At 64.1% G+C, this 24,592-nt stretch carries 20 protein-coding genes; 13 read left to right on the top strand and 7 right to left on the bottom strand.

Annotated features, from left to right (window positions below; translation table 11 throughout):
• Positions 1 to 20: 20 nt before the first annotated feature.
• Positions 21 to 635 (bottom strand): bifunctional nicotinamidase/pyrazinamidase, encoded by a 615-nt coding sequence (gene pncA / locus AC1DYJ_RS29695; RefSeq protein WP_477283005.1) that lies wholly within the window; start codon positions 633 to 635, stop codon positions 21 to 23.
• Positions 636 to 906: 271 nt separating this feature from the next.
• Here pncA and AC1DYJ_RS29690 point away from each other — a divergent pair, with 271 nt between their 5' ends.
• The 6 genes from AC1DYJ_RS29690 to AC1DYJ_RS29665 are packed head-to-tail and all read left to right on the top strand — an operon-like array spanning position 907 to position 8,049.
• Positions 907 to 1,770 (top strand): FAD binding domain-containing protein, encoded by an 864-nt coding sequence (locus tag AC1DYJ_RS29690; RefSeq protein ID WP_477283007.1) that lies wholly within the window; start codon positions 907 to 909, stop codon positions 1,768 to 1,770.
• Entirely contained in the window at positions 1,767 to 4,592 is a 2,826-nt protein-coding gene (locus tag AC1DYJ_RS29685) for a molybdopterin-dependent oxidoreductase (protein WP_477283009.1), read from the top strand. The genes AC1DYJ_RS29690 and AC1DYJ_RS29685 overlap by 4 nt, the downstream gene beginning before the upstream one ends.
• On the top strand, positions 4,589 to 6,130 hold the full coding sequence (locus AC1DYJ_RS29680) for a 6-hydroxynicotinate reductase (protein ID WP_477283011.1): 1,542 nt from the start codon (positions 4,589 to 4,591) through the stop codon (positions 6,128 to 6,130). The genes AC1DYJ_RS29685 and AC1DYJ_RS29680 overlap by 4 nt, the downstream gene beginning before the upstream one ends.
• Positions 6,130 to 7,014: a UPF0280 family protein gene (locus AC1DYJ_RS29675; protein ID WP_477283013.1), complete on the top strand. Its 885-nt coding sequence runs from the start codon at positions 6,130 to 6,132 to the stop codon at positions 7,012 to 7,014. The genes AC1DYJ_RS29680 and AC1DYJ_RS29675 overlap by 1 nt, the downstream gene beginning before the upstream one ends.
• Positions 7,007 to 7,591: an amino acid synthesis family protein gene (locus AC1DYJ_RS29670; protein ID WP_477283015.1), complete on the top strand. Its 585-nt coding sequence runs from the start codon at positions 7,007 to 7,009 to the stop codon at positions 7,589 to 7,591. The genes AC1DYJ_RS29675 and AC1DYJ_RS29670 overlap by 8 nt, the downstream gene beginning before the upstream one ends.
• Positions 7,588 to 8,049 carry a MarR family winged helix-turn-helix transcriptional regulator gene (locus AC1DYJ_RS29665; RefSeq protein WP_181056613.1) on the top strand — a complete coding sequence of 154 codons (462 nt, stop codon included), beginning with the start codon at positions 7,588 to 7,590 and terminating at the stop codon, positions 8,047 to 8,049. The genes AC1DYJ_RS29670 and AC1DYJ_RS29665 overlap by 4 nt, the downstream gene beginning before the upstream one ends.
• Here AC1DYJ_RS29665 and AC1DYJ_RS29660 read toward each other — a convergent pair.
• Together AC1DYJ_RS29660 and AC1DYJ_RS29655 are read right to left on the bottom strand one after the other, a co-directional pair.
• Entirely contained in the window at positions 8,046 to 9,161 is a 1,116-nt protein-coding gene (locus AC1DYJ_RS29660) for an aminomethyl transferase family protein (protein WP_477283017.1), read from the bottom strand. The genes AC1DYJ_RS29665 and AC1DYJ_RS29660 overlap by 4 nt on opposite strands.
• Before the next feature lie 71 nt (positions 9,162 to 9,232).
• The gene (locus tag AC1DYJ_RS29655) at positions 9,233 to 10,003 is read right to left on the bottom strand and encodes an ABC transporter substrate-binding protein (protein WP_477283019.1); all 771 of its coding nucleotides are present in this window, start codon (positions 10,001 to 10,003) and stop codon (positions 9,233 to 9,235) included.
• A 177-nt stretch (positions 10,004 to 10,180) separates the two neighbouring features.
• Between AC1DYJ_RS29655 and AC1DYJ_RS29650 the strand changes: the two genes are divergently transcribed.
• Positions 10,181 to 11,074, top strand: coding sequence for an SGNH/GDSL hydrolase family protein (locus AC1DYJ_RS29650; protein WP_477283021.1), 894 nt, complete (start codon positions 10,181 to 10,183; stop codon positions 11,072 to 11,074).
• 39 nt (positions 11,075 to 11,113) lie between these two features.
• On the opposite strand, the gene AC1DYJ_RS29645 is transcribed toward AC1DYJ_RS29650, so the two are convergent.
• Together AC1DYJ_RS29645 and AC1DYJ_RS29640 are read right to left on the bottom strand one after the other, a co-directional pair.
• On the bottom strand, positions 11,114 to 12,799 hold the full coding sequence (locus AC1DYJ_RS29645) for a hydantoinase B/oxoprolinase family protein (RefSeq protein WP_477283023.1): 1,686 nt from the start codon (positions 12,797 to 12,799) through the stop codon (positions 11,114 to 11,116).
• 1 nt (position 12,800) lies between these two features.
• Entirely contained in the window at positions 12,801 to 14,885 is a 2,085-nt protein-coding gene (locus AC1DYJ_RS29640; protein WP_477283025.1) for a hydantoinase/oxoprolinase family protein, read from the bottom strand.
• A gap of 222 nt (positions 14,886 to 15,107) precedes the next feature.
• Between AC1DYJ_RS29640 and AC1DYJ_RS29635 the strand changes: the two genes are divergently transcribed.
• The 5 genes from AC1DYJ_RS29635 to AC1DYJ_RS29615 all read left to right on the top strand — a co-directional run bounded on the left by AC1DYJ_RS29635 (position 15,108) and on the right by AC1DYJ_RS29615 (position 21,773).
• On the top strand, positions 15,108 to 15,935 hold the full coding sequence (locus AC1DYJ_RS29635) for a ferredoxin--NADP reductase (RefSeq protein WP_454587447.1): 828 nt from the start codon (positions 15,108 to 15,110) through the stop codon (positions 15,933 to 15,935).
• A gap of 221 nt (positions 15,936 to 16,156) precedes the next feature.
• Positions 16,157 to 17,206, top strand: a complete 1,050-nt coding sequence (gene deoC / locus AC1DYJ_RS29630) for a deoxyribose-phosphate aldolase (RefSeq protein WP_477283027.1) — start codon at positions 16,157 to 16,159, stop codon at positions 17,204 to 17,206.
• 167 nt (positions 17,207 to 17,373) lie between these two features.
• Positions 17,374 to 19,746: an aldehyde dehydrogenase family protein gene (locus AC1DYJ_RS29625; protein ID WP_477283029.1), complete on the top strand. Its 2,373-nt coding sequence runs from the start codon at positions 17,374 to 17,376 to the stop codon at positions 19,744 to 19,746.
• Positions 19,747 to 20,046: 300 nt separating this feature from the next.
• Positions 20,047 to 20,778: an SDR family oxidoreductase gene (locus tag AC1DYJ_RS29620; protein ID WP_477283031.1), complete on the top strand. Its 732-nt coding sequence runs from the start codon at positions 20,047 to 20,049 to the stop codon at positions 20,776 to 20,778.
• Between the two features lie 149 nt (positions 20,779 to 20,927).
• Positions 20,928 to 21,773 (top strand): fumarylacetoacetate hydrolase family protein, encoded by an 846-nt coding sequence (locus AC1DYJ_RS29615; RefSeq protein ID WP_477283032.1) that lies wholly within the window; start codon positions 20,928 to 20,930, stop codon positions 21,771 to 21,773.
• 32 nt (positions 21,774 to 21,805) lie between these two features.
• On the opposite strand, the gene AC1DYJ_RS29610 is transcribed toward AC1DYJ_RS29615, so the two are convergent.
• Complete coding sequence (locus tag AC1DYJ_RS29610; protein ID WP_477283034.1) at positions 21,806 to 22,966, bottom strand: DUF5666 domain-containing protein; 1,161 nt, start codon at positions 22,964 to 22,966, stop codon at positions 21,806 to 21,808.
• A complete protein-coding gene (locus tag AC1DYJ_RS29605) occupies positions 22,963 to 23,832 on the bottom strand; it encodes a DUF6502 family protein (protein WP_477283036.1) in 870 nt (289 codons plus the stop codon). Before AC1DYJ_RS29605 ends, AC1DYJ_RS29610 begins: the two co-directional genes overlap by 4 nt.
• Before the next feature lie 322 nt (positions 23,833 to 24,154).
• On the opposite strand from AC1DYJ_RS29605, the gene AC1DYJ_RS29600 reads away from it, so the two are divergent.
• Positions 24,155 to 24,562: a Ros/MucR family transcriptional regulator gene (locus tag AC1DYJ_RS29600; protein ID WP_477283329.1), complete on the top strand. Its 408-nt coding sequence runs from the start codon at positions 24,155 to 24,157 to the stop codon at positions 24,560 to 24,562.
• The last annotated feature ends 30 nt before the right edge of the window (positions 24,563 to 24,592 follow it).

Here is a 24,592-nt window from a genome sequence, read left to right as displayed (position 1 = left end):
CCCAAAGCCTATCTGTGCGATCAGTCCGCGGTCGGGTCTTCAAGCCTCACCCCGGCGTCGCGCATCCGCTTCAGCATCGCTTCGACCGAGCCGCTGAGATCGATGCCGCGGCAGGCGTCGAGGCGCACGGTCGTCTTGAAGCCTTGCTTGACCGCGTCAAGGGCGGAGAAGGCGACGCAGAAATCGGTCGCCAGGCCAACCAGGGTGATGGTGTCGATGCCACGTTGCTTTAGGTAGCCACCAAGGCCGGTCGGCGTCTTGTGGTCGTTCTCGAAGAAGGCGGAGTAGCTGTCGATATCCGGGCGAAATCCCTTGCGGATCACCAGTTCGGCCTTGGTCCAGGCGAGCCCTGAATGAAAGTCCGAGCCAAGGCTGCCCTGGATGCAATGGTCGGGCCACAGGGTCTGCGGCCCATAAGGCATCTCGATGGCGCTGAAAGGCTGCGCCCCCGGATGGCTCGAGGCAAAGCTCGAATGCCCGGCCGGGTGCCAGTCCTGCGTCAGCACGACATGCCCGGCGTGCCGGATCAGATCGTTGACCAGCGGCACGATCTCATCGCCGCCGGCAACCGCCAGCGCGCCGCCGGGGCAGAAGTCGTTTTGCAGGTCGATGACAACAAGCGCTTCGTCGGCCATGGCGCCTCTCCTCTTCTTCGTCTCGAGCGGGGATCGAGTGAAAAACGCCGCGGATGCGACCGGATGCAGAAACTTGACCAGATGGCGGCCTGCGTCAACCTCTTGAGGCGTAACAAATGCGTGGCAGCCGCGTTCTCGCAAACTCCGCCTTTGACAATTTCCACCAGCTTGATATCATTTGCATACGAATGAATTTGGCCAGATTGAACACTGGCGGGGGTTTCGGGAAGACCCCACTTTTTGGGAAGGCCCATCTCTTGGAAGGCAAAGCGTGATCCGTTACGCGAAACCCACCACGCTGGACGAGGCGCTCGCTTTGCTCGGCGAGGGCGCCTGGCGCGTGCTTGCCGGCGGCACCGATTTCTATCCGGCCCAAGGCGCCAAGCCGTTTCGCGACAATGTTCTCGACATCAATGGCCTGGCTAGCCTGCGCGGCATCGCCGAGACCGAAACCCATTGGGCGGTCGGCGCCCGCACCACCTGGACCGATCTGGTCCGCCATCCCTTGCCGGCGGCCTTCGACGCCTTGAAGCAGGCCGCGCGCGAGGTCGGCTCCCTGCAGATCCAGAATGTCGCCTCGATCGCCGGCAATCTCTGCAACGCCTCGCCGGCGGCCGACGGCGTGCCGGGCCTGCTGGTGCTGGACGCCGAGGTCGAGCTGCGCTCAGCGGTCGCGACGCGCTACCTGCCCTTGCAGGATTTCATTCTCGGCAACCGCCGCACCGCTTTGCTGCCCGGCGAAATGGTCACCGCCATCCGCATTCCGAAGCGCGCTTCTGCCGGCACCTCGGCTTTCGTCAAGCTCGGGGCGCGGCGTTATCTCGTCATTTCCATCGCCATGGTGGCGGCGCGCCTCGTTGTCGAGAACGGCACTGTCGCGGAAGCGGCCGTTTCCGTCGGCTCTTGTTCGGCTGTCGCCAGGCGGCTCGCCGCTGTGGAGGCCATGCTGCGCGGCAAGCCTGCCGGCCCCGCACTTGCCGACGCGGTCCTTTCCGCGCCGATGGCCGAGTTGTCGCCGATCGCCGATGTGCGCGGCAGTGCTGAATACCGGCTCGATGCGGCGCGCGAGCTTGTCGCCCGCGCCGTGCTGGGAGCTTGCGGACTGACGAACGACAACAGCATGGTGGCGGCATGAGCCAGGTTCGGTCTGAAGTGATTGAAGCTCTGCCTGACAGCGTCCCGGGCTTTGGTCTTGAGCGCGCTGATATCTCTTTCGCCGTCAATGGCGCGGCCGTCTCGGTCAACGTGCCGCCGCTGCGCCGGCTGTCGCAGGTTCTGCGCGACGAATTGCAGCTGACCGGCACCAAGGTCGGCTGCGATGCCGGCGATTGCGGCGCCTGCACGGTTCTGGTCGACGGCGACACCGTCTGCGCCTGCCTGATGCCGGCGGCCTCCGCAGCCGGGACGTCGGTAACGACCGTCGAGGGCCTCGCCAATGGCCGCCTGTCGGCGCTGCAGGCATCTTTCTTGGCGCATGGCGCGGCGCAATGCGGCATCTGCACACCGGCGCTGCTGGTCGCAGGCACGGCGCTGCTGGAGACAAAACCCAACCCGACCGAGGTCGAAGTGCAGGATGCGCTGGGCGGCATTCTTTGCCGCTGCACCGGCTACAGGAAGATCATCGCGGCGGTGATGGATGCCTCCTTGCAGGTGTCCAGCCTCGATCTCCGTTTGCCCCAGTCGGGCAATGCCGTAGGTGCCTCTCCAGTCCGGCTGGATGGTGTGCCAAAAGTCACCGGCGCTGAAAAATTCGGCGGCGATTCTTTCCCAGCCGATGCGCTGGCCGTGCTGGTGGTCCGTTCGCCGCACTATCACGCCGGCTTCGCCTTCGGTGATCTCGACAGCTGGGCAAAGACGCATCCCGGCATCGTCGGTGTCTTCACCGCCGCCGACATTCCGGGAAAGAACTGTTTCGGCGTCATCGGCCCGTTTGCCGACCAGCCGGCGCTGGCCGAGGGCTTTGCCCGTCTGCGCGGCGAGGCTGTGGCGCTGGTCGCCGGCGAGCGCGAGGCGATGCTCGATCTCGATTTGTCGGATTTTCCGGTCCGCTGGACCGAACTGCCGCATTTTCTGCAGCCCGGCGACGCGCAGGCCGAAGGTGCCGCGCTGATCCATCCGAACCGTCCGGCCAACCTTTTGACCAAGGGCTTTGTCGAGCGCGGCGACCCCGAGGCGGCTCTTGCCGGCGCTGCCGTCACCGCGACCGGAGCCATCGACACCTCCTATGTCGAGCACGCCTATATCGAGCCGGAAGCCGGCCACGCCTATATGGATGGCGATACGCTGGTCGTCGTCGCCTGCACGCAGGCGCCTTACATGGACCGCGACGATACGGCCAAAGTGCTTGGTTTGCCCGTCGACAAGGTGCGCATCGTGCCGACCGCGACCGGCGGCGGTTTCGGCTCGAAACTCGACGTTTCGCTGCAGCCCCTGATCGGCCTCGTGGCGTTGAAGACCGGCCGGCCGGCGGCGCTCGCCTACACGCGCAACGAATCCATGATGTCGACCACCAAGCGCCATCCCTCCGAGATGAAGGCGACCATCGGCACCGACGCCGAGGGCCACGTCACCGGCATGGTTTTCGAAGGCGATTTCAACACTGGTGCCTATGCCAGCTGGGGCCCGACCGTCGCCAACCGCGTGCCGGTGCACGCCTCCGGCCCCTATGCGACGCCGAACTACCGCGCCGAAGGCCGCGCCATCCACACGCATGGTCCGATCTCCGGCGCCTTCCGTGGCTTCGGCGTGCCGCAGGCGACGATCATGCAGGAGACGCTCTATGATGAGCTCGCCGGCAAGCTCGAGATGGATCGGCTCGATTTCCGGCTGAAGAACTGCCTTCGGAACGGATCCGAAACGGTTACCGGGCAGAGGCTGGAGTCGGGCGTCGGTATTTTCGAGTGCCTCGACTCCTTGCGGTCGCATTGGGAGCGCGCGACGGCCGACGCAGATACATTCAATTCCTCCAACACGAGCAAAAAGCGCGGCGTCGGTATCGGGTCCTGCTGGTATGGCTGCGGCAACACTTCGCTGCCCAACCCATCGACCATCAGGGTCGGTATCTCACCCCTGGGCGAGGTCATCCTGCATCAAGGCGCCGTCGATATCGGCCAGGGCTCCAACACCGTCATCACCCAGATCTGCGCCGACGCCCTCGGCCTGCCGCTGGAACGATTTCGGCTGAAGAGCGCCGATACGGCGATCAGCCCGGACGCCGGCAAAACATCGGCCTCACGCCAGACTTTTGTCACCGGCAAGGCGGCGGAAAAGTCCGGGCGCGCCCTGCGCGAAAAGATCCTGCGCTTTGCCAATGTCTCGGAGAACGCCGCCCTGCAGCTCGAAGGGTCAACGATCGTCATCCGCGAAGGCGAAGCAAAACGCCGCATTGATCTTGCCGCCCTCGATGTCGATGCCGACGGTTTCGTCTTCCGTGCTGAGGAAACCTACGATCCGCCGACGCTGCCGCTCGATGCCAAGGGCCAGGGCAAGCCTTACGCCCTCTATGGCTATGGCGCGCAGATCGCCGAGCTCGAAGTCGACCTCAAGCTCGGCACGGTGAAGCTGATAAAGATCACCGCAGCCCACGATGTCGGCAAGGCGATCAATCCGCTGCTGGTCGAAGGCCAGATCGAAGGCGGCATCGCGCAAGGCATCGGCATGGCGCTGATGGAGGAATACATCCCCGGCCGCACCGAGAATCTGCACGACTATCTCATCCCGACCATCGGCGATGTGCCGGAGATCGAGCACATATTGATCGAGGTTCCCGACCCGGAGGGACCGTTCGGCGCCAAGGGCCTCGGCGAGCACGTCCTGATCCCGACCGCTCCGGCGATCCTCAACGCCATCCGCCACGCCACCGGCGTTCTCATCACCAAGGTCCCGGCGACGCCGACGCGCATCCGCGCTGGTATTCGCGAAAAAGATGGGATCCGCGAAAAGGAGGCACGCGCATGAGCGAGCTTGCCGAACGCTTTGAAACCCATGATCCCGGCGAGAAGCTGGTGGCGGAGAAGATCCGCTGCGATGCCTGCCCGGTCATGTGCTACATCGCCGACGGGCGCACCGGCGCCTGCGACCGCTATGGCAATTCAGGCGGCCGCATCGTGCGCATGGACCCGCTGACCATTCTCGATCACGCGGCCGAAACCGGCGGCGCTGTCGTGCCGTTTACGGCCGAAGGCGAGCAATGGGACGGCGAACTGGTCAACACCGGCCGCCGCTTCGTCACGGCCATAGGTGCCGGCACCACCTATCCCGACTACAAGCCGGCGCCGTTCATCGTCAGCCAGGAGGTCGAAGGCGTCGATCTGGTGACGGTGGTCACCGAAGGCATCTTCTCCTACTGTGGCGTCAAGGTGAAGATCGACACCGACCGCCATCTCGGCCCCGAAACAGCCATCGTGCGCTCGCAAGGCGAGGCGATCGGCCATGTTACGACAGGCGAATATGGCTCGCAGATGCTGTCGCTGGGCGGCGTGCATCATCTGACCGGCGGCTCCAAGGCGGAGGGACGCGCCACCTGCGACGCGATGCTCAATCTTTGCAACCGCAAGCCCGTCGAACTAACCATCGACGGCGGCGCCACCATCATCGTCGAAGCCGGCAAACCACCTGTCATCGACGGCAAGCAGGAAAACCGTATGCGCGTCGGCTGCGGCTCGGCCACCATCGGCATGTTCGCCACGCAATGGCGCGGCCTGGTCGACGAGGTCGTCGTGGTCGACGATCACATCACCGGCGTCGTCTCCGAACATCAGGCCGGCAAGGTGCTGGACTGGCAGGAGACCGGCATCAAGATCATCGGCCGCCGTTCGACCCCGGGCCGCTATTTCAAGGTCTCCGAACCCGGCCTCGGCTGGGGCGGTACCTCGATCTCCGACCCGCTGTCGATCCTCGGCGAATGGAACGCCAAGAAAGGCGCGCGCCCCGGCCTGTCGCTGCTGATGGTGTCGACCACGGGCGAGCAGTTCGCCTATTACGAACTCGACGACGAATTGAAGCCTGTGGAAAAACCGTTCCCGGACCGGCTGCAGAAATCGGTCGGCCTGATCGAGGACAATTGCGAGCCGGCGCTTTGCACCGTGCTGTTCATCGGCGGCGCCGGCGGTTCGCTGCGCGCCGGCGTCACCGAAAATCCGGTCAACCTCACTCGCTCGGTGCAAGGCCTGAAGACCTATGTGACGGTCGGTGGTGCACCGGTCTATGTCTGGCCCGGCGGCGGCATCACCCTGATGGTCGATGTCACCCGCGTGCCGGAAGGCGCCTTCGGCTATGTGCCGACCCCGGCGCTGGTGGCGCCGATCGAATTCACCTTGCGCCGCGACGACTATGTCAGGCTGGGCGGCTACGAGGCCGAGATCCGCAGCGTCGAGGATATTGTCGCCAAGGGTGGCGAATACCTCAATCCACGCCGCGGAACCGGCGCGAAGGCCCAAAATCCCTGGCCGCCGCTGGCGCAGTTGCGGCGCGCCGGCTCGAACGGGGCCGGGTGATGCAAGGCCCGCAAGTCAACTGGCTGCAGGATGGCAAGCGCCTGCATCTCAACCATGGACCGATCGACCTGATCGTCGAGGCCTTTGGCGAGGCGGATGAGTGTCGCGCCGCCTACGACCAGGCCGTCGCGCGCTTCCAGACGATCCTGGTCGAACTGGTCGAGGAACTGCCCGAACTGCGGCTCCCGGCATTTTTCCTGGCGCCGCGCAGCTTCGCCGGTCCGACAGCGCGGCGCATGGAAGCCGCCGTCATGCCTTTGGCGGAATGTTTCATCACGCCGATGGCCGCCGTTGCCGGGTCGGTAGCCGACGAAATGCTCACCGCATTGCTGGCCGGCCGCAAGCTCGATCGCGCCTATGTCAACAATGGCGGCGACAGCGCGCTCCATATCGGCAACGGCCAGTCGATGAACCTGGCGATCGCCGGCACCGGCAACGGTATGGCCGACCGCATCACCATTCGCTCGGCAGACAATGTAGGCGGCGTCGCCACCAGTGGCTGGCGCGGCCGCTCGTTTTCGCTGGGCATTGCCGACGCCGTCACCGTGCTGGCGCGCACCGGCGCCGAGGCCGATGCGGCTGCGACGCTCATTGCCAACGCCGTCGACCTGCCCGGCAACCCTGCCATCAAGCGCGTTCCCGCACAGGATCTTGCACCCGACAGCGATCTCGGCGCGCGGCTGGTGACGCAAGCCGTCGGCACGCTTGCCCGTGGCGACGTGGAGCGGGCGCTGGACAATGGCCTTGCCGTCGCAGAAGATTTTCGCCGGCGCGGCCTGATCGCCGCATCGGCGCTGTTTCTTGGCGGCGAAGCCCGCATCAGTGGTTCCATGGCGCTTGCCGCGCCCAACAAAAGTCCTGGGAAGGAAGTTGCCCATGCCTGAGTTTCCGATCCGCAAGATCGCGGTCCTGACCGAAGAGATCTTTCACGATGGCGGGCCGGCCCCGGCCGCGCCGCGCCGCCGCGCCGCGGCTGTGGCGCTGGTGAAAAACCCGTTCGCCGGCCGCTATGTGGAGGACCTGCAGAGCGCCATGGACGATCTGAAGCCGCTCGGACTGCTGCTCACCGACAAGCTCATTGCCGCATTGGGCGGTGACATCAAGCAGATCGACGCCTACGGCAAGGGCACCATCGTCGGCTCGTCGGGTGAGCTTGAGCATGGCGCGCTGTGGCATGTGCCCGGCGGTTACGCCATGCGCGAGCGGCTCGGCGACGCCAAGGCGATCGTGCCGTCGGCCACCAAGGTCGGCGCTTTCGGCTCGCGGCTCGACGTGCCTCTCGGCCACACCAACGCTGCCTATGTGCGCAGCCATTTCGACGCCATGGAGGTCGGCCTCAGCGACGGGCCGCGTCCCGACGAGATTCTGTTCTGCCTCGCCATGAGCTGCGGTCCACGCGTGCACGATCGCATGGGCGGCCTCGCGGTTGGCGACATCAAGGCCTGGGACGGCTTGCGATGAGTGGCGGGGACAATCTTCTGAAACTGGTCGAGGCCGAAGAGCCTGACGACAATGACTACCGCCTGCAGGAGCAGGTCGGCTTCATCCTGCGCAAGGCGCATCAGCGCCATGTCTCGATCTTCGCCTCGCAGATAGGCGACCTGACGCCGCCGCAATTTGCGGCACTCGCCAAGCTGCACGATGTCGGCGAGACCTCGCAGAACCAGTTGGGCACGCTGATCGCCATGGATGCGGCGACGGTGAAGGGCGTCATCGACCGGCTGAAGGCACGCGGCCTGGTCGATCTCACCAAGCACGAGGTCGACAAAAGGCGGTTGCTGGTCAATCTGACACCGGAGGGACGCGAGGCGATCGAACGGCTGATCCCGTTGGCCCGCGCCATCACACAGGAAACGCTGGCGCCACTGACGGCCAAAGAGGCCGCCACGTTTATGCGATTGCTCGCGAAACTCGCCTAGGCGCGCAGTCGAGCGCCTTCGGGATCGAAGAACGGCATCGGCGCCACAACCGCGCGGGTCGGCTTGCCGTCGATGTCGATGCTGAGCTCCGTGCCGATAGCGGTGAACGGCAGCCGCAAATGCGCCGTCGCCAGCACCTTGTCCAGCGTGTAGCCGTGGTCGCTGTAGGTAACGACACCGGCGTCCTCGCCATCGGCCAAAACCCTGGCGTCTGTCGCGGCCGGTCTGTCGCCGTCGAGGATCAATCCGGTCCAGCGTTCGTCGAGCCCCTTGTCGCGGATCTTGAGCAGCGCGTCGCGGCCGATGAAATCGCCTTTGTCGAACTTGATCCAGCGATCGAGCCCGACATGGAACGGCGTGCGGCTCTCATCCATGTCGATGCCATGCGCCGGATAGGCTTTCTCCAGCCCGAGCGTGAACATCGCCAGCACGCCATAGGGTTTTAAGCCGAAATCGGGCCCGGTTCGCATCAGCGTGTCCCAGACAGAGGCCGCTTCGTCGGCCGGCACGAACAATTCGAATCCGAGCTCGCCGGTCACGCCCGTGCGTGAGATCAGCACCTTGGTCTCGCCGACCTGGCCCGCGGTGAACGCCCAGCGCTTCAGTCCGTCGAGATCGGCATCCGACACCAACGCCTTCAGCAACTCGCGCGAGCGCGGCCCCTGTATGGTCGGGAAGGCGACGGCCGCGGTGATGTCCGTGACATAGGCCTTACGACCCTGCGCATGCTGCTGCAGCCAGGGCAGCATCTTCAGCCGGTTGACCGAGCCGGTCACCAGCATGAAATGCTCCGGCCCCAGCCGGAACACGGTGAGATCGTCCATGATGCCGCCATCCTCGCGGCAGACGGTGGAATAGCGCACCTGGCCCGGCTTCATCGCGGCGGCATCGTTGACGATGACATGGTTGACCAGCGCCTCGGCTTCCGGCCCCTTGATGTCCATCTTGCCCATGGTGCTGAGGTCCTGCACGCCGACATTTTTGCGCGTGTTCAGGTGCTCGTCGGCGATGCCGGAATAATATTTGGCCGAGACGAAGTTGCCGCCGACCCGGCCCATCGTGGCGCCGAGCCCAACGATGCTGTTGTAGAAGGGGGAGCGCCGCTCAACCAAGAAAGTTCTCCATCATCAAAGAAAAACGGCAGCGCCGGATGGCGCTGCCGAGGGTCAGGCCTGGGAGGCGATTAGCTGCCGTAGACGTCGAAGGAAAAATACTTGTCGTTGATTTCCTTGTACTTGCCGTTGGCGCGCAGTGCGTCGATCGCCGCATTGAACTTGTCGGCCAGCTCCTTGTTGCCCTTCTGCAGCGCAATGCCGACGCCGGGGCCGTGAATGGCTGGATCGGCGGTCAGCGTGCCGAGCAGTTTGCAGCAGGCGCCGTCGGGCTTCTTCAGCCACTCGGTCAGGATGATCGAGCCGTCCATCATCGCATCGAGGCGGCCATTGGCCATGTCGGTGCGGGCGTCGTCGCCGGTCGGATAGGCCTTCACGGTCGAGCCCGAATATTTCTTCTCGGCGAAGTTCTGGTGGATGGTGGCGCTCTGCACGCCCAGCACCTTGCCCTTCAGATCGTCGGGCGACGTTCCGGCGATGGTCGAATCCTTCGGCACCGCGATTGCCGGCGGCGTCTGGTAATATTTGTGGGTGAACTCGACCTTCTCGGCCCGTTCCGGCGTGATGGTGATGTTGATGATGGCGTCGAACTTGCCAGCCTGCAGCGCCGGTATCGACCCATCGAAATCCTGCACGGAGAATTCACACTCGGCCTTCATCTCGGCGCACAGCGCCTTGCCGAGGTCGATGTCGAAACCGCCCAGCGTGCCGTCCGAATTGGCATAGTTGAAGGGCGGATAGGCGCCCTCGGTGCCGATCCTGAGTTTCTCGGCAGAGGCAGCACCTGTGGCAAGCAGCAGAGCGGTCGAAGCGGCAAGCACGAAATGGCTGAAAAGACGCATGTTCTGGTTCCCCGTTGACTAGAGAAGTCTACGGTCTTTGGGGTTCATGGCGGAGACGGAAACGACATGCTCTGCGGCGATCACGGCGCGGCAAATCTCAACGTGAGCTAAATTACAGATCGATCAGATGCATTGGCGGATGTTAAGCTCGTCGCAGACGGTTTCGGGAGGACCTCGATGGACGGCCAGCAGGAATTCGTGCAGGAAGCCGCGCAACGGCGCATCGACGAAGACATCGCCAAGCGCATCAAGGTCCACCAGGCCAACATCGAGCGGCTCGAAACCGCAATAGAAAGCGCCGGCAATCTCGAGGCGGCCGTCGCCAACCGTCCGCTGGTGATGCTGGCGCAGGGCGATTCCTGGTTCGACTATCCGCTGACCGGCAACGGATTTCCCTTCGTCGACACCGACGTGATCGCGCAGCTGCGCCGCATCGGCTCGATGCCACCGACCATTCTCAACCTCGCCCACCACGGCGATGCGGCGACCGACGAGATGTCGCTGCCCAAGCAGCAACGGATGATTTCAGCCTTGCGCAACAAGGCGAACTGGCTGAACGGCAAGCCCGACGCCATCCTGTTCTCGGCCGGCGGCAATGACATTGCCGGCGACCAGTTCTGCATCTTTCTCGACTTCAACGACGGCCACGCCGCCGGGCTGAACAAGGACCGCTTCACCAAGGCGCTCGGCATGGTCGAGGCCTGCTATCTCGATCTGTTCGCGCTGCGCAACCGCGTCGCACCCGGCGTGCCGATCTTCGGCCATTGCTATGACTTTCCGATCCCGAACGGGGCGCATCCGTCCTGCGTCGGTCCATGGCTGAAGCCGTCACTCGATTTCTGCAACTGGTCGGTGGCCAAAGGCACGGTCATCGTTCATGACGCGCTGGCGGCGTTCCGCGATACCGTCAAACGTCTCGCCGACGATCCCAACAACAATTTCCATCTGGTCGACACGCAAGGCACGCTGAAGCCGGCGGACTGGGCCAACGAGTTGCATCCCGATCCCGCAGGCTTCAAGAAGATCGCGCAGAAATTCGCCGACGCGCTGAAGGCGAAGCTGCAGACTTGATGATTGGATGGGTTCTCGACGACGCCACCGCCGTCGAGCTCATTTGGCCCCGAACAGGTCCTTGGCTTGCTCTGCCGTATAATAGCCAAGCCGGACATCCTCGGCGACCAGTTTTGGATCGCGCTCTCCCGGATCGCCATAGCCACCGCCGCCCGGCGTGCCGACGCGCACGCGGTCACCGGCCTTGAGCGCGATGTCCTGTTCCTTGGACAAATGCGGCGGCACATGTTCTTCGCCGCCGCGGAACACCGTCACCGTGTTGGGGGCGCCGTCCTTGCCGCCGAGCGCGCCTTGCGGGCCGAAGCGGCCGTGATCCATGACGAAGGACGCGCGCGCCTCGCCGCGCAGGATCTCGACCTCATAGGCCAGGCCAAAACCGCCGCGCTGCTTGCCGGCGCCGCCCGAGCCTTCGCGCAAGGCATAGTGGCGGTAGAGCACGGGAAACGCCTGCTCCATGATCTCGACCGGCGGCGATTTCGATATGCCGATGGTCGAGCAGCCATTGGTCAGCCCGTCATGGCCGGAATTGCCGCCATAGCCGCCGCCGGATATCTGGTACATCACGTAGTCGCGGCCGCGTGCCGGGTCGTTGCCGCCAAGCGCGAAATTGCCGCTGGAGCCGGCCGGCGCCGCGGTCACCTTCTCCGGCAATGCCTGCACCATTGCGGCGAACACCGCTTCGGCGATGCGCTGCGACACTTCGGCCGCACAGCCTGAAACCGGACGCGGATACTTTGCGTCGAGGAAGGTGCCTTCCGGCCGCTTGACGATCAATGGCTCGAAAGCCCCGGCGCTGATCGGCACGTCGGGGAAAATATGGCGCATGGCGAGGTAGACCGAGGACAGTGTCGTCGCCAGCACGCTGTTCATCGGCCCGGCGCAGGGCTTTGATGAGCCGGCGAAATCGAAGGTCAGCGTGTCGCCCTTTTTCTCCACGGCAAGCGCGATGGTCAGCGGCTCGTTGACCACCCCGTCGGAATCGACAAAGGCGGTGGAGCTGTAGGTGCCGTCGGGAATGGCGGAGATGTTGGCGCGCATCTGCTCGGCAGCGCGGCGGCGCAGTTCGGCGATCGCCTCGACAACGGTTTCGTCGCCGTAACGATCCAGGATTCCATTGAGCCGGTCCTGGCCGATCAACAGTGCGGCGGCCTGCGCTCGGATATCGCCGATACGTTGGTCGGCGACACGGATGTTGGAGCAGATGATGGCGTAGATTTCAGTATCGAGCACACCCTTCTTGAACAGCTTGACCGGCGGCAGCCTGAGCCCTTCCTGTTCGACGGCGGTGGCGGACGCGGAGAAACCACCTGGCACCGAGCCGCCAATATCGGGCCAGTGCCCGGTATTCGATAGCCAGCAAAATATCTTGCCGTTGCGATAGACCGGCATGGCGAAGCGCACATCCATCAGATGCGTGCCGCCGAGATAGGGATCGTTGACGATGTAGATGTCGCCCGGTTCCGGCGCCAGGCAGCGGCCGTCGGCGATCATCTCGATCACCGTCTTGGTCGAATATTGCATGACGCCGACGAACACCGGCAGGCCTTGTGATCCTTGCGCGATCAGCGAGCCATCGACCGCCGAATAGATGCCGTCGGAGCGGTCATTGGCCTCGGCAATGACAGGCGAAAACGCAGCGCGCGAAAAAGTCAGGTCCATCTCGTCGCAAACCTGCTGCAGAGCCGCCTGCAGCACCGAAAGCGTGATGGCGTCGAGCTTTTGCATCTCAGGCCTCGTCGATGTCGATGATGATGTTGCCGTCGGCGTCCGACCTTGCGCGGTCGCCGGGTTCAAGCACGGTTGTCGCGTCCATCTGTTCGAGGATCGCCGGCCCTTCGATGACGGCATCGAGTGGCAGTTTTTCACGTGCATAGACGGGCGTGTCGTGCCACTTTCCGGCATACCAGACCGGCCTGATCTCACGCAGCGCCTCGTCAAGCGTCTTGGCGCGTCCAGCCGGGTCAATCAGCCGCGACAGGTCGATCGCCGGCCGCACGCCGGTGACCGAGGTGTTGAGATTGACGAGGTTGGCGCGGATCTCCGGCAGTTCGACCTTGAAGCGGGCGAAATAGGCCTTTTCGAACAGTGCCTGCAACTCTTGCCGTGTCACCGATGACGACGGCAGCGCCACGTTGATGATGTGGGTCTGGCCGACGAACTGCATGTCGGCGGAATGGGTGACGCGGATCGTCTCCGGCTTCACGGCTTCCTTGCCGATCAGCTCTTCACCTTCGTTTCGGTGCCGTTCCAATACCGCATGGAGCTGGGATTCATCGAGCACAGCCACCGGCTGGTTGATGGTGTTGACGAAGTCGTGGCGCAGATCGGCGACGACGCAGCCGAGCGCGTTGGTGATGCCGGGCCGCGCCGGCACCAGCACGCGGGGCAGGCCGAGTTCGCGCGCCAGAGCGGATGCGTGCAGCGGTCCGGCGCCGCCAAAGGCAAACAGCGCAAAATCGCGCGGATCATGGCCACGCGACACCGAAACCATGCGGATGGCGCCGGCCATTTTCATGTTGCCGAGCCGCAGGATTGCGCCCGCCGCCTCGACACCGGAGAGCCCGGTGACCTTGCCGATTTTTTCTTCGAAGATGCCGGTGACGCGCTCGACGGTAACCGGATTTTCGACCGCCAGCAGTTTCTTCGGCGCCAGCCGTCCAAGCACCAGATTGGCGTCGGTGATGGTCGGCTCCAGCCCGCCGCGGCCATAGCAGATCGGGCCGGGATTGGCGCCGGCACTTTCCGGGCCGATCTGGATCAGCCCGGCCGCATCGACGCGGGCGATCGAGCCGCCGCCGGCGCCGACGGTGTGCACCGCCACCATCGGCACATGGATCGGCATGGCATATTCGATCTCGATCTCGTTGGAGACAGCGGGCTCGGCGTTGCGGATCAGCGCCACGTCGGTCGAGGTGCCGCCCATGTCGTAGGTGACGAGGTTTTCGAAGCCGGCGCGTTTCCCGGTATAGGCGGCCGCGATGACGCCTGAGGCCGGGCCCGACATGACGGTCTTGGCCGATTCGCGGGTGACGAAGCGGGCCGAGATCATGCCGCCATTGCCGTTCATGATCAGGAAGTCGCGGGCATAGCCTTTGGCCGCCAATTCTTTGCGCAGCCGCTCGACATAGCGCTCGAGGATCGGCTGCACCGAAGCGTTGACTGCGGCGGTCACGCCGCGCTCGAATTCGCGCGCTTCCGACAGCAGCGCATGGCCCGTGGTGATGTAGCCGTTCGGCCAGATCTCGGCGGCGATTTCGGCCGCGCGCCGCTCATGCGCAGGGTTGGCATAGGAATGCAGAAAATGGATGACCAGGGATTCGCAGCCGAGGTCGACCAACGCCTTCACCGCCGCGCGCATCTCTTCCTCGTCCAGCGGCGTGCGCACCGCTCCCGACGCCTCGACGCGTTCCGACACTTCGAGCCTGAGATCGCGCGGGATGATCGGCACGAAGCTGCCGGTCATGCCGTAGGGCTGAGGCCGGGTGCGGCGGCCAAGCTCGATCACATCGCGAAATCCGCGTGTGGTGATCATGCCGGTTTTCGCCAGCCGGCGCTCCAGCACCGCATTGGTGGTGGTGGTCGTGCCGTGCACGATCAGGTCGATGCCGTCTATGGCAAAGCCGGTGGCGCCGAGCGCTGAAACCACACCGAAAGCCTGGTTGTCGACCGTGGTCGGCGTCTTGGCGATATGCACCTTTCCGCCATCTTTTCCGTCGATCAAAATGAGGTCGGTAAACGTTCCGCCAACATCGATGCCGGCAACGACGTTACCCCCGGAATCCGGCTGTTGCACCGAAAAATTCTCTTTCATTGTCGAAACCCGAAATGGCAGGACTACGAATGCGCCGCAGTTTGGAAAGCTGTTTTAGCGTGGTATCTTGACACAAATATCGTTTGTATACTAATAAATTTGGGACACAAGAGCTTACCGCTTTCGAGTGTGTGAACAGCACGCCGGGACCTGAATGGTCCGGGCGCGCAGGAAATGGTTTGGCGCCCGCATATGTGAGTGGGCAAGACTGAGTTGGATTTGATGAACACCACATCCGCATTCAACACCGCCGGCGCCCGTCCGCTGCAGTTCCCTATACCGGCCAATGTCTATGCCGAAACCGTCGTATCGGTGAAGCACTACACCGACCGCCTGTTCTCGTTCCGCATCACCCGTCCGCAGTCGCTGCGCTTCCGCTCCGGCGAGTTCGTCATGATCGGTCTGCCCAATGCCGAAAAGCCGGTCTACCGCGCCTATTCGGTGGCGAGCCCGGCCTGGGACGAAGAGCTGGAATTCTTCTCGATCAAGGTGCCGGATGGCCCGTTGACCTCGGAACTGCAGAAGATCCAGGTCGGCGACACCGTCATCATGCGCCAGAAGTCGACCGGCACGCTGGTCGTCGACGCGCTGACGCCCGCAAAACGCCTGTTCATGATCTCGACCGGCACCGGCATTGCGCCCTTCGCCAGCCTGCTGCGCGACCCCGACACCTATGAGAAGTTCGACCAGCTCATCCTCACCCACACCTGCCGCGACAATGCCGAACTGGTCTACGGCCAGGAGCTGGTGTCGGCGCTTGAAAGCGATCCGCTGATCGGCGAACTGACCACCGGCCGCGTCACCCTCTACAATTCGACGACCCGCGAAGAATCCGGCCGCATGGGCCGCATCACCGCGCTGATCGGCTCCGGCAAGTTCTACAGCGATCTCGGCATCGAGAAGCTCAATCCGGAAACCGACCGCATCATGATCTGCGGCTCGATGCACATGCTGAAGGACGTCAAGGAGCTGGCCGAAAGCCTCGGCTTCCACGAGGGCTCGCTCAGCCATCCCTCGACTTTCGTCGTCGAGCGCGCTTTCGTCGGCTGAGAACGGCCGGCGCTTCGGCGCCGCCCTCTCTCGTATCGGCGTTTTGACCATACGGTCAAAATTCAGCTGCTTTCGCCGCCTTTTTCCGCTATGACGGTTTGAAGGACTCGTGAAGCGATGCTTCACGGGCTATCTTCGGTGCGTGTTGCCCCAAACCACAATTGGGTTCGGAGGAACGACACGCATCACGACGCAAAAATCGTCGAGCGAAAGGGCAGGAGATGAGCAGCACAATCCGCGAAGCCGATCTCGGCGCGTCCAAGGTTACGCCACTGCCGGCGCGCGCGGCCGCCAACACGCCCGTGCCGCAAAGCCACAGCATTGCCCGCAACACCGGCATGCGGCTCGACCTCGGCTTTATGGAATCGGTGCGTTCCGTCAACCGCTCGGCGCTGGAGCGCCGCGTCGCCAGCCTGACCAAAAGGCGCTCGATCAAGGCCGACAACCAGGCCGCCTGGCTGCTGCGCGCCGTGGCCTGCATGGACCTGACGACGCTGAATTCCAACGACACCGAAGAGCGCGTGCGCCGGCTCTGCGCCAAGGCGATCAACCCGTTCCGCCGCGACATCGTCGAAGGCCTCGGCATTGAAGGCGAAAAAATCCGCCCGGCCGCGGTCTGCGTCTATCATCCTTTCGTCGCCACCGCCGTGGACGCCGTGCGCGGCACCGGCATCCATGTTGCCGCCGTCTCCACCGCCTTCCCGCACGGCCTCGCACCGCTGTCGACGCGCCTGCAGGAGATCGAGGCTTCGGTGCGCGACGGCGCCGACGAGATCGACGTCGTCATCCCGCGCGGCCTGGTCTTCGGCGCCAAATGGCAGGAGCTTTACAACGAGATCGTCTCGATGCGCGAAGCCTGTGGCGATGCGCATTTGAAGGTCATTCTGGGCACCGGCGACCTCGCCACGCTGCGCAATGTCATGCTGGCCTCGATGGTGGCGATGATGGCGGGCGCCGATTTCATCAAGACTTCGACCGGCAAGGAAAGCGTCAACGCAACGCTGCCCGTTGGCCTCGCCATGGTCCGCGCCATCAGGGCCTATTTCGAGGAGACCGGCTTTCTCATCGGCTTCAAGCCGGCCGGCGGCATTTCCACCGCCAAGGCTTCGCTCGACTGGCTGGTGCTGATGAAGGAAGAGCTCGGACGGCCATGGCTGGAACCGGATCTGTTCCGCTTCGGCGCCTCGAGCCTCTTGACCGACATAGAGCGTCAGCTCGAGCATCACCTGACCGGGCATTATTCGGCCAATTATCGCCACGCGATGGCGTGAGCTCCCACCCTCCCCCTTGTGGGGAGGGTCGCCGCTTTAGCGGCGGGGTGGGGGTCAAACAACAAATCAGCCTGTGCAATGAACCAAGCTTTTCGCCAATTACCCCCACCCCGATCGGCTTTGCCGATCGACCCTCCCCACAAGGGGGAGGGTAAAGGAGGCACCACATGAACATCCTCGAACGCTATCAGGCCATGGAATACGGCCCGGCGCCGGAAGCCCGCACCGAGGCCGATGCCTGGCTCGCGGCGCGCGATTTCGGCAAGGCGCTGTTCATCGACGGTGCCTGGAAGGCCGCGGCCAGCGGCAAGACTTTTGACACAAGCGAGCCGTCCTCCGCCAAGCTGCTGGCCAAGATCTCGGATGCCGGCGCCGCCGATATTGACGCTGCGGTCGCGGCAGCCACCAAGGCGCTGCCGAAATGGTCGGCGTCCTCAGGCTACCACCGCGCAAAAGTGCTCTACGCCATCGGCCGGGCCATGCAGCGTCATCAGCGCCTGTTTGCGGTGCTGGAATCGATCGACAACGGCAAGCCGATCCGCGAAAGCCGCGACATCGATGTGCCGCTGGCCATCCGCCATTTCATCCACCACGCCGGCTGGGCGCAGGCGCTGGACAAGGATTTCCCCGGCCACAAGGGCGTCGGCGTCGTCGGCCAGATCATCCCGTGGAATTTTCCGCTCTTGATGCTGGCCTGGAAGATCGCGCCGGCCCTTGCCGCCGGCTGCACCGTAGTGCTGAAGCCGGCCGAGTTCACGCCGCTCACCGCCATTCTGTTCGCCGAGATCTGCGAACGCGCCGGCGTTCCCAAGGGCGTCGTCAACATCGTCCAGGGCGGACCGGAAGCGGGCGTCGCCATCGTCAACCATCCCGGCATCCAGAAGATCGCCTTCACCGGCTCTTCGGAAGTCGGCAAGATCATCAGGAAAGCCACGGCGGGATCAGGCAAGAAGCTGTCGTTGGAGCTTGGCGGCAAGTCGGCCTTCATCGTCTTCGAGGACGCCGATCTCGACAGCGCCGTCGAAGGGCTAGTCGACGGCATCTGGTTCAACCAGGGCCAGGTCTGCTGCGCCGGGTCGCGGCTTCTGGTGCAGGAAGGCATTGCCGAGGCCCTGATCGCCAAGGTCAAGGTCCGGATGAGCCGGCTGCGCGTCGGCAGCCCGCTCGACAAGAACACCGATATCGGCCCGTTGGTCGACGCCACTCAACTCGACCGCGTCAAAGGCCTGGTCGCCGAGGGCGCCAAACAAGGCGCCGTTTGCTGGCAGCCCGATGCAGCGCTGCCGTCTTCCGGCTACTACCACCTGCCGACGCTCGCCACGGGTGTTTCGCCGGCTAACATATTGGCGCAGGAAGAGGTGTTCGGTCCGGTGCTCGCCACCATGACCTTCCGCAACACCGAGGAAGCGATCGAACTGGCCAACAATACCCGCTATGGGCTCGCCGCCTCGGTGTGGAGCGAAAACATCAACCTCGCGCTGCATGTGGCACCGCAGCTGAAGGCCGGCGTCGTCTGGGTCAACGGCACCAACATGTTCGACGCCGCTTGCGGCTTCGGCGGCTACCGCGAAAGCGGTTTTGGCCGCGAAGGCGGCCGCGAAGGCATGTTCGAATATCTCACAGCAAAACTGCCGCTTGGTCCGGTGATCAAGCCGGCGACGTCTTCGGCACAGCCGGTCGAGCAGGCGGATGGCGGCGCCATAGACCGTACGGCAAAGCTGTTCATCGGCGGCAAGCAGGTCCGGCCCGATGGCAATTACTCACTGGCCGTCGCCACTGCCAAGGGCAAGCTCGCCGGTGAAGTCGGCCTCGGCAGCCGCAAGGATATCCGTGACGCCGTCGCGGCCGCCCGCGCCTGCAAGGCCTGGCCGGAGGCGACCGCCTACAACCGTTCCCAGGTGCTCTACTACCTGGCCGAAAATCTGTCCGGTCGCACCAGTGAGTTCGCCGCCCGTCTCACCGAACTCACCGGTGCCAACGCCAAGGCCGCCCGGGAAGAGGTGGAACAGTCGATCGAGCGGCTGTTCCTCTATGCCGGCCTCGCCGACAAGTTCGAGGGCAGGGTGCATCAGCCGCCGGCGCGCGCTGTTACGCTGGCGCTGCACGAGCCCGTCGGCGTCGTCGGCATCGTCGCACCGGATAGCGCGCCGCTGCTCGGGTTTATCTCGCTGGTGGCGCCGGCGCTCGCCATGGGCAACACCGTGGTCGCCGTGCCGTCGGAAAAATACCCGCTGCTCGCCACCGATCTCTACCAGGTGATCGAATATTCCGACATTCCCCCAGGCGCCATCAACATCGTCACCGGCCGCGCGGCCGAACTTGCCGGCGTGCTGGCCAAGCATGACGATGTCGACGGGCTCTGGCTGTTTGCCGATGCCGAGACCTGCGCCAAGGCGGAGGCCGATTCGATCGGCAACCTCAAGCGCGTCTGGACCGGCAATGGCCGCAGCCTCGACTGGACGTCCGACGAAACCGCCGGCGACGCCTTGCTGCGTCGTGCCGTCGAGGTCAAGAACGTCTGGGTGCCTTACGGCGACTGAACGTCGCTAAGGCGCGTTGCGTTTGGATGAACTAACGCAGCGCGACCAGTTGCCCGGTTGTCATACAAGCTGTTGCATCGGAACTCGCGATGTGTATTACATCTGACGTCGCGAAGGTGATCGCGTTCGGGCTTGACGCCCGGGCGCATGTTCTTTAACCAGAAAAAACATATATTATTCGTGAACTGATGGATCGCGCAGGCCGCATAGTCGCGCCTGTCTGGCACAGGACGCCTTGGTCGGCTGTCAGTAAATCGGGCTGAACCCTGGGAAAGCGGCACGAGGGCCGAGGAGAAAAGCATGGCGGATCTGGCAGGCAAGGTCGTTGTCGTCACGGCGGCGGCGCAAGGCATCGGCAAGGCGAGCGCGCTGGCCTTCGCCAAGGCAGGCGCCGTCGTCCATGCCACCGACATCAACGAGGCGCTGCTGGTCGAACTTGCAAAGTCATCCGGCATCAAGACCCGCAAGCTCGATGTGCTCAATGATGATGCCGTGGCATCGGGCTTTGCCGAAATCGGCCGTGTCGACGTGCTGTTCAACTGCGCCGGCTTCGTCCATTCCGGCTCGATCCTCGAGATGAAGGATGCCGACCTCGATTTCGCCTTCAACCTCAACGTCCGCGCCATGATCCGCACCATCCGGGCTGTGCTGCCCGGCATGCTGGAGCGCGGCGACGGCTCGATCATCAACATGTCTTCGGTCGCCGGCGCCGGCAAGGGCGTGCCCAACCGCTTCGCCTATGGCGTCACCAAGGCGGCCGTGATCGGTCTCACCAAGGCGATCGCCGCCGACTATGTCGCCAAGGGCATTCGCTGCAACGCCATCTGCCCCGGCACCGTCGAAAGCCCATCGTTGCAGGACCGCATGCACGCGCAGGGCGATTACGAAGCCGCCCGCGCCGCCTTCATTGCCCGCCAGCCAATGGGCCGTCTCGGCACTCCTGAGGAAATCGGCGACCTGGCCGTCTATCTCGCCGGCGCCACCTACACGTCGGGGCAGGCCTACAATATCGACGGTGGCTGGTCGATCTGAGCAATTCTCGATCCGAAGGTACGGGATAGAGCAGTCCTAAAGTCCGGCTTGCCCTGGGTCGGATCCGATAGCCAGAGTCCGCCCCGATCCCTCGTCGCTCTGGCTGAGTGAGTTTGAAAACGGCCTTGGGCCGCAATTTGGAGAGCAAGATGAAACTGCTGCGCTATGGCGAGGTTGGGAGCGAGCGCCCCGGCCTGCTCGATGCGGATGGAACGATCCGCGATCTTTCAGGTCATGTCTCCGACATTGCCGGCAAGGCGCTCGATCCGGCGTCGCTCCAGGCATTGTCGAAGCTCGATCCGAAGTCGCTGCCGGCGGTGTCCGGCAGCCCGCGTCTCGGCGCCTGCGTTGCCGGCACCGGCAAATTCATCTGCATCGGCCTCAACTATTCCGACCATGCCGCCGAAACCGGCGCCACCGTGCCGCCTGAGCCGATCATCTTCATGAAGGCGAGCTCCGCCATTGTCGGTCCCGACGACGACGTGCTGATCCCGCGCGGCTCGGAAAAGACCGACTGGGAGGTCGAACTCGCCGTGGTCATCGGCAAGACGGCGAAATACGTTAGCGAGGCCGACGCGCTGAACTATGTCGCCGGCTATGCCGTCGCCCATGACGTGTCCGAGCGCGCCTTCCAGGCCGAGCGCCAGGGTCAGTGGACCAAGGGCAAGAGCTGCGACACGTTCGGCCCGACCGGCCCGTGGCTGGTCACCAAGGACGAGGTGCCGGACCCGCAGAACCTGAAGATGTGGCTGACCGTCAACGGCAAGACCATGCAGAACGGCTCGACCAAGACCATGGTCTACGGCGTCGCCTACCTCGTCTCCTACCTCAGCCAGTTCATGTCGCTGCATCCCGGCGACATCATCTCCACCGGCACGCCCCCGGGCGTTGGCCTCGGCATGAAGCCGCCGGTGTTCCTGAAGGCCGGCGATGTGGTGGAGCTCGGCATCGAAGGGCTCGGCCAGCAGAAGCAGACCTTCAAGGCGGATATCTAGCCGCCTTTTTCCTCGACTTGCTTGCCCGACGGCTACGGCTTGACCGAGCCGGCGGGCGAGGAGTGGAGGCCACCCATTCCACCGGGCGCTCCAGGGCCACCTGGCGACCCGGCGGGTGTGCCGACATCACCCATTCCGCCTGGCGCGCCAATGCCGTTCGGAGATCCGGCGGGTGTACCAAGACCACCCGTTTGGTTGGGCGCACCGACGCCATCCTGTGGCCCGGTGGGGATATCGCCGCTGGCGCGTTGAGCGGGTACGCCGGGTTGGTCCGGCGACTGGCTGCTTCCGGCCTGCGGAGACGCCGAGACAACATGCCCCTCGCGATCGAAGCGGACGTCGAGGAACGCCCGGACAATGCCTGCCGGTTTGGGTCCGTCAGTCCGGTCGTCCAGAGCAACGCCCAGGCCCGATTTGAGCCGTCGCCCCTGACGCTGCAGGAAGGTCTCGTAAAGGACGCCGCCGACGCGGCTATCGGGGATCGGCGTTTCCGCCGCCAGATGCAGCACCTTGTATCCGTCCGGTGCCTTGGCCAGGGCCACTTCGACGCGCCGGTTTGCAAATTTCGACGACTGCGGTCCGATCTTGAGCCGTCCGACCAGCAGCGCGCCTGACTTTGCGATCGCCAGCCCGCGCACCAGATACTGCGTTTCATCAGGCCTGGCCTCTATCAGGCTGGCGACGATCTTCCCGTCGGGCCGGCGGATGCCGAAGACGGCGACGACATCGCCGGGCCTGATCCTGGACCGCCTGGGGAGGTGAGCAATGTCGACCTGTTGTCCCAGGATCGACAAGGAGCCGGCAGTCACGCGGTCAACAGGCCCGACCACCTCGCTGGTGACGTGGATCGCGCCGGTGACCGTGCGACCGCCCACCACCATCACCGCGACCCGCACGACATGCCCTATCTTCAGGCTGCTTGCGGTGAAGCGGGTGCCGTCGATCCATACCGGCACGTCAGGGGAATAGCCGACGCGCACGCCGTTGACGAAAATACTGCCGAAACGCTGGATGGTGCCAACGATGCCGGTGCCGCCAATACCCTGATCGCTATCGGTCCCCGCCGTCCAGCCGGTGCCGCCGATGCCCTGGTCCTTCGAAGCTTCCCCCGCGCCGGCAGCCATGCCGCGCAACAGCGCCGGCAAGGCGGCTCCGAGCATCAGGAGGCCGCGCCTTGTCAGGCTCCGGCTCATGCGGCGTCTCCGTCGTCATCCTTGCGCTGCGGCGCGTCTTCGGCAACCAGCGATGTCCCATCCGCGGTGAGGATATAGACGCCGCAATTCCACCGGCTGTTGCCGCCGGCATCGGTCTGGACAGCCTGGTTCGCGTGCTTGTTCAGGTGCAGCAGCATGTCGATCGCGAGTTTGCGGCTGTAGGCCTCCAGCGATCTGGCCAGGTCTTCGGACAACCCGTCATAGTGGACGGCTCGCTCGAGGAACGGCGGATTGTCGGCCAGCACGTTTTCGACAGAAGCAGTGGCGTGGTCGCCGAGATTGCGGGCAAAGTAATAGAGCCGGACCTCGCCGTCCTCGCGCGGCACCATTGCCCTTTCCAGCAGCACGATACGGTCCTTCCCGTCGATCTCGACGAGCTTGCGGTCGAGCCAGTCGTCGAGGACGGCCCTTGGCCGCAAATCGCGCGTCACCGACTCCACCAGGCTGGTAAAGGAAGCCTCCCCGGCCTCGCTCGCTCGCGGCAAAGGCAACGGCACGCCTTTGGCATCGACAAAGGACGGATCGGCAAGCCAGCGCGCGACGATGGCGCTGGTCCTCGATACGGACTCGGGCACCACTCGAACCGGCGCGCCCGCTCCTCTTAGCCGGCTGACTTCTTTTCTGTGAACGCCTGTCAGCAGACTGACCCTGCTGTCCGTCTGCTGCTTGTCGGGCAGTTCGAATTCATGCTCGGCGACATTGACGTAGAGCTGGCGCAGCAGATCGACGAAGGTCGGAAACGTCACCCCGCACCGGATCGCCAGCCGCACCAAGGGGCGAAGCAGCCGGTTCAACGCACCTTGGACCCCGGCGCCATCCAGATTTTGCCCCCCTGATCTGTCCATCGCCCACGTCCTTCACTAGCTGATCACGAAATTGACCGTCCCTCCCTCAAAAGACGCTCGCTGAACCTATCGTGTGGGAAATCTCTCCACAAGGGCACCCAAGTCGAGTTGACACGTGTGAATTTTTCCCACATGCTCGATTTCATCGTGGAATCATGGCTAGGGGCGCTCTGCAACCACGGCACAGGAGAGGTTTTTGAAGAAGACTTATGTAAAGCCTGTTCTAGGCAGGCTTGGCGGCAAACCACAAAGAACCTCGGCCGATTCCACTCCTGAAAAAATCCCCCATACCAACCTTGCTGTTGCCGGAGAGACTGTTGCCATGGTGCAAACGAATGAACTCGACCCGATTGTGTCCGTTACCGCCGGCGTTGTGTCGGCCTATATTGCCAACAACTCTCTCCCCGCAGCCGACCTGCCTGGTTTCATTGGCCAGGTTTTCAGCTCGCTCAAGCATCTCGCGGATGGATCGCCCGCCCCCCGGGCCAGCGAACTCAAGGCCGCTGTTCCGGTCAAGAAATCTATCACGCCCGATTTCATCTTCTGCCTCGAGGACGGCAAGCCGTTCAAATCGTTGAAGCGACATCTCAGCGTGCACTATGGCCTGACGCCGGATCAATATCGAACGAAGTGGAGCCTGCCTCCCGAGTACCCGATGACCGCGCCGAACTATTCCTCAAAGCGCTCGACGCTGGCCAAGTCCATGGGTCTCGGCCAGAAGCCGAGATAGATCGCGGGGTGGCCGGATGGCGCCTGCTCG

It is taken from the genome of Mesorhizobium sp. P2_B11 (assembly GCF_056404855.1).
This window is presented reverse-complemented; position numbering and strand designations above follow the sequence as displayed.

What these genes read in the sequence shown, in the direction of transcription:
- AC1DYJ_RS29640 (WP_477283025.1), bottom strand. Translation starts at nt 14,885, where the DNA reads ATGAAAGAGAATTTTTCGGTGCAACAGCCGGATTCCGGGGGTAACGTC.
- AC1DYJ_RS29675 (WP_477283013.1), top strand. Translation starts at nt 6,130, where the DNA reads ATGCAAGGCCCGCAAGTCAACTGGCTGCAGGATGGCAAGCGCCTGCAT.
- AC1DYJ_RS29665 (WP_181056613.1), top strand. Translation starts at nt 7,588, where the DNA reads ATGAGTGGCGGGGACAATCTTCTGAAACTGGTCGAGGCCGAAGAGCCT.
- AC1DYJ_RS29600 (WP_477283329.1), top strand. Translation starts at nt 24,155, where the DNA reads ATGGTGCAAACGAATGAACTCGACCCGATTGTGTCCGTTACCGCCGGC.
- AC1DYJ_RS29645 (WP_477283023.1), bottom strand. Translation starts at nt 12,799, where the DNA reads ATGCAAAAGCTCGACGCCATCACGCTTTCGGTGCTGCAGGCGGCTCTG.
- AC1DYJ_RS29620 (WP_477283031.1), top strand. Translation starts at nt 20,047, where the DNA reads ATGGCGGATCTGGCAGGCAAGGTCGTTGTCGTCACGGCGGCGGCGCAA.
- AC1DYJ_RS29670 (WP_477283015.1), top strand. Translation starts at nt 7,007, where the DNA reads ATGCCTGAGTTTCCGATCCGCAAGATCGCGGTCCTGACCGAAGAGATC.
- AC1DYJ_RS29680 (WP_477283011.1), top strand. Translation starts at nt 4,589, where the DNA reads ATGAGCGAGCTTGCCGAACGCTTTGAAACCCATGATCCCGGCGAGAAG.
- AC1DYJ_RS29610 (WP_477283034.1), bottom strand. Translation starts at nt 22,966, where the DNA reads ATGAGCCGGAGCCTGACAAGGCGCGGCCTCCTGATGCTCGGAGCCGCC.
- AC1DYJ_RS29635 (WP_454587447.1), top strand. Translation starts at nt 15,108, where the DNA reads ATGAACACCACATCCGCATTCAACACCGCCGGCGCCCGTCCGCTGCAG.
- deoC (WP_477283027.1), top strand. Translation starts at nt 16,157, where the DNA reads ATGAGCAGCACAATCCGCGAAGCCGATCTCGGCGCGTCCAAGGTTACG.
- AC1DYJ_RS29685 (WP_477283009.1), top strand. Translation starts at nt 1,767, where the DNA reads ATGAGCCAGGTTCGGTCTGAAGTGATTGAAGCTCTGCCTGACAGCGTC.
- AC1DYJ_RS29605 (WP_477283036.1), bottom strand. Translation starts at nt 23,832, where the DNA reads ATGGACAGATCAGGGGGGCAAAATCTGGATGGCGCCGGGGTCCAAGGT.
- AC1DYJ_RS29650 (WP_477283021.1), top strand. Translation starts at nt 10,181, where the DNA reads ATGGACGGCCAGCAGGAATTCGTGCAGGAAGCCGCGCAACGGCGCATC.
- AC1DYJ_RS29655 (WP_477283019.1), bottom strand. Translation starts at nt 10,003, where the DNA reads ATGCGTCTTTTCAGCCATTTCGTGCTTGCCGCTTCGACCGCTCTGCTG.
- AC1DYJ_RS29625 (WP_477283029.1), top strand. Translation starts at nt 17,374, where the DNA reads ATGAACATCCTCGAACGCTATCAGGCCATGGAATACGGCCCGGCGCCG.
- AC1DYJ_RS29615 (WP_477283032.1), top strand. Translation starts at nt 20,928, where the DNA reads ATGAAACTGCTGCGCTATGGCGAGGTTGGGAGCGAGCGCCCCGGCCTG.
- pncA (WP_477283005.1), bottom strand. Translation starts at nt 635, where the DNA reads ATGGCCGACGAAGCGCTTGTTGTCATCGACCTGCAAAACGACTTCTGC.